Origin of the sequence: Parafilimonas sp., assembly GCF_047606085.1 — a bacterium.
In the GTDB taxonomy this organism is placed as follows: domain Bacteria; phylum Bacteroidota; class Bacteroidia; order Chitinophagales; family Chitinophagaceae; genus Parafilimonas.
Genome location: NZ_JASGEX010000112.1, coordinates 1 through 2,948, shown reverse-complemented (window position 1 = coordinate 2,948; position 2,948 = coordinate 1). Strand labels below are relative to the sequence as shown.

The 2,948-nt window shown below is 41.0% G+C and carries 3 protein-coding genes; all 3 read right to left on the bottom strand.

What is annotated here, in order from left to right:
• Positions 1-432: 432 nt before the first annotated feature.
• The gene (locus QM629_RS09785) at positions 433-1,317 is read right to left on the bottom strand and encodes a DUF1684 domain-containing protein (RefSeq protein WP_415159651.1); all 885 of its coding nucleotides are present in this window, start codon (positions 1,315-1,317) and stop codon (positions 433-435) included.
• A gap of 109 nt (positions 1,318-1,426) precedes the next feature.
• Positions 1,427-1,759 (bottom strand): type II toxin-antitoxin system HicB family antitoxin, encoded by a 333-nt coding sequence (locus tag QM629_RS09780; protein WP_415159649.1) that lies wholly within the window; start codon positions 1,757-1,759, stop codon positions 1,427-1,429.
• Positions 1,760-1,956: 197 nt separating this feature from the next.
• Complete coding sequence (locus tag QM629_RS09775) at positions 1,957-2,739, bottom strand: phosphatidylinositol-specific phospholipase C/glycerophosphodiester phosphodiesterase family protein (RefSeq protein WP_415159647.1); 783 nt, start codon at positions 2,737-2,739, stop codon at positions 1,957-1,959.
• Positions 2,740-2,948: the final 209 nt, after the last annotated feature.

The window sequence follows — 2,948 nt, the reverse complement described above, 5'->3', positions numbered from 1 at the left end:
GCATTACATTATTGTCCGGATAACATGTGCTAAAGCCCATTGTGCAAGGGTTTCTGATATATAACCCCGGGCTTTAGCCTGGGGTTAGTAAAAAGCAGGCCCATAAAGGGCTTTAGCCCAAGAGAAAATATTTTAGTCGGACAACAATGATTGCATTATGAAAATTTTCCCGGGAAAATTTATTTTTTTCAGGCTGCTGTATTTTTTGTCATCAGTAACTCACTGCCGGATGAATTGGGCGCATGCTGCTATGGCGATTAATCGGTTATGCTGTTTCGCTTATATTAATGCGTTTGGTTATCTCGGCAAAAATGATGTAAGCGGCTATTATTGCAAGCACGCTTAAAAAAATATTTGCAGGCAGGGGAAATAATCCAAAGTCTTTCGCAAACGGCAGATAGGGGATTTTGCCTCGTTTTATAATTATAAGCCTTAATGGCGCTTGTAATTTTTTTCGCCTGCAGGAATAGCAACTTTTAGCCGGTTTTGTTCGGGTGGCAAAGGACAGGTAGCATACGGTGTAAATGCGCATGGCGGGTTGTACGCTTTATTAAAATCGAGTATTGTACTGCCATCGGCGCCGGGCAACGAAGCCGTCAGAAACCTGCCCGACGGATAGGTTTCTTTGCCTGATGTGGCATCTGCAAAAACAATAAAGAGCGCTTTGCCTTCCTGCAAAGCATCCAGGCTGTATTCCTTGCCTTGTAATGTAAAGACTAATTTGCCCGCCGTTTCTTCCTTGTTTGTTTGCCCTAAAATATTGGTGATGGAAATAAAAGATGTTTCAGGCTTTTTGAGCCAGGCTTTTACTTTATAAGCGCTATCAACGGCAAAACGTTCAATGCCTTTGAAATTTTTTACCAGTTCGCTGTTCACATCTCTTAAACGAATACCGATTTTATCATCGCGCTTAATGATTGTCCATCTCAATGTGCCGTAGCTGCAATTAATTGGTTTAAGTGAATCGGGTGAAAATATAATGGCTTGTTTTACCGGGTTGCCGTTCACTAAAATATTAGTTGAGTCATCTGCATAAAGCGTTACCGTGTAATTTTTCAATTCAAAAAAACCGGCATGATGTGTAATGGTTCCTGCCGGAAATTTTATCTGCACATCATCGCCATCGCCAAAACTTTGTTTGCCTTGCTGTAACCAGATTAAGCCGACTAAATTGAGCCAGCCGTTTTCATTTTTTAAATTTTCTTCTCTTTGTTTATGCCAGTTATCAATTTCATTTGTATAAGCATTGCCTGTTTGCGCATGTGCTTGCGCAGAGAAGGCAACAACAATAAACATTACCGGTATTTTATTCAGCATACTTTTCATTTTTAGCATAAAGATAATTATTTCCCCGCTCTTGGTGTTGTCAGCAAGGTACACAGGGTGTATGTCAAATTTTCGCAGGTGGGTGGCGACACCATAGCCGTCAACTTAAGAAATATGAGCTATAAAATACCCCGAATGGGGTCTGATTTGAATAGCCATCGGGTGCACCGGTGGACAAATGAAACCGTTTTGATATAGAACCCTTGCAGGGTTCAACAAAAACTTCTTTGATAACGTTACGGCCTCCGGTTTCTTCATTTTTTAAAGAACGTTGCGTTTCAATAACAAGCCTGAATGCTTCTTTAAGGTTTGTTTTAGCTTCTTCCAGTGTTTCTCCCTGCGTATTTACACCAGGCATCTCTTCCAGATAAGCGATATATCCGCCTTCTTTAGCTTCTTCAAAAACAGCAGTAAATTTTATATCTACTTTCATAAAAAACTTTTTTCAAATTTAGAATTTGTTTGAGTCAATAAAAATATCATCGTCAGCTAACGGTCTGACGCTTTTCAGGCTGTAAAAATGGATGAAGCGGTTTCCTGAAGGTCTGACCGTTATTCGTAATCAATTTTCAACAAACAATTCAGGCAGATTCCTTAATCTTATTAGCCGGCAATTGCGTAAACATTTGTTTAATGCAAATTGTTTTGCGCATTCAGAAATTGCCTGCAGGCTTCTACTTTATCGGTATTGATAACATCGGCATGAAGATTAATCATCGTTTTCCAGCATTCCTGTGTATCCGGCGCTCCCCATAAGCGCACGGGTTTGCCCAATGCATGCGCAGCCTGTATCATTTTTTTAATTTTTATGCTGTCTGTCGCTGGTATAAAACCGGCGCCGTTCCAGTTTGAATAAGCGTGGAAATCATCACTGATCATCACGATTTTTTCCAGGTCCTGCGGCGCATAATTTACAGCAGGCACGCCATCAAACATGATATAGCCAGGATAGTTATGGAAGGTGGAATCCGGCGGCCTGTCACCGCTTATAAAAACCTGAACGGCATTTTTATTTAACTGCCGGTTGAATACAGAAGGATGTTGCTGCAATAAATTCATTAATGCAGGTAAGGCGGCCGCCTGGTTTTCTTTTATATCAATCATTAAATAAAAGCTGTGCATGTTTTTGCCGGTATCAAATAATTGCACAATGGGCTGAATGTACATGCTGCCAAGGCTGTTAGAAGGTTTAATATCTGTTTTGTTATGCGCAACCATTAATGCACCATTCACATAATATACATCGGCTTCAATATCGGCTGCACTGTTATGGTATGCATCCCAAAAAGGAAGCGCATGGGTATAATCATTATGCGAATGGATTGCCGGCTGCTGGGCAGATGTAATATTATCAGCCAGCAAAGCTGTTATGCAGGCGCAGGCCATTAAAAAATGTTTCAATATTATTTTCATTCGTGCATATTTGTTTTTTCAGTTGTCTCATGGAACCTCGCTATGCACATTCCCCTGTGTGAGAAAAAATTATCATGCTGGGTTTCATTCGTACAAGTTTGTTTTTTCAGTTGTCTCATGCCTGTCCCGAACTTGCTTCGGGAGAACCTCGCTATGTACCTGCCTCTCCGGCAGGCAGGCATTCCTCTCCCGAAACTGGTTCGGGACAG

Coding starts and splice junctions, on each gene's coding strand:
- QM629_RS09775 (WP_415159647.1), bottom strand. CDS start 2,739: ATGAAAATAATATTGAAACATTTTTTAATGGCCTGCGCCTGCATAACA.
- QM629_RS09780 (WP_415159649.1), bottom strand. CDS start 1,759: ATGAAAGTAGATATAAAATTTACTGCTGTTTTTGAAGAAGCTAAAGAA.
- QM629_RS09785 (WP_415159651.1), bottom strand. CDS start 1,317: ATGCTGAATAAAATACCGGTAATGTTTATTGTTGTTGCCTTCTCTGCG.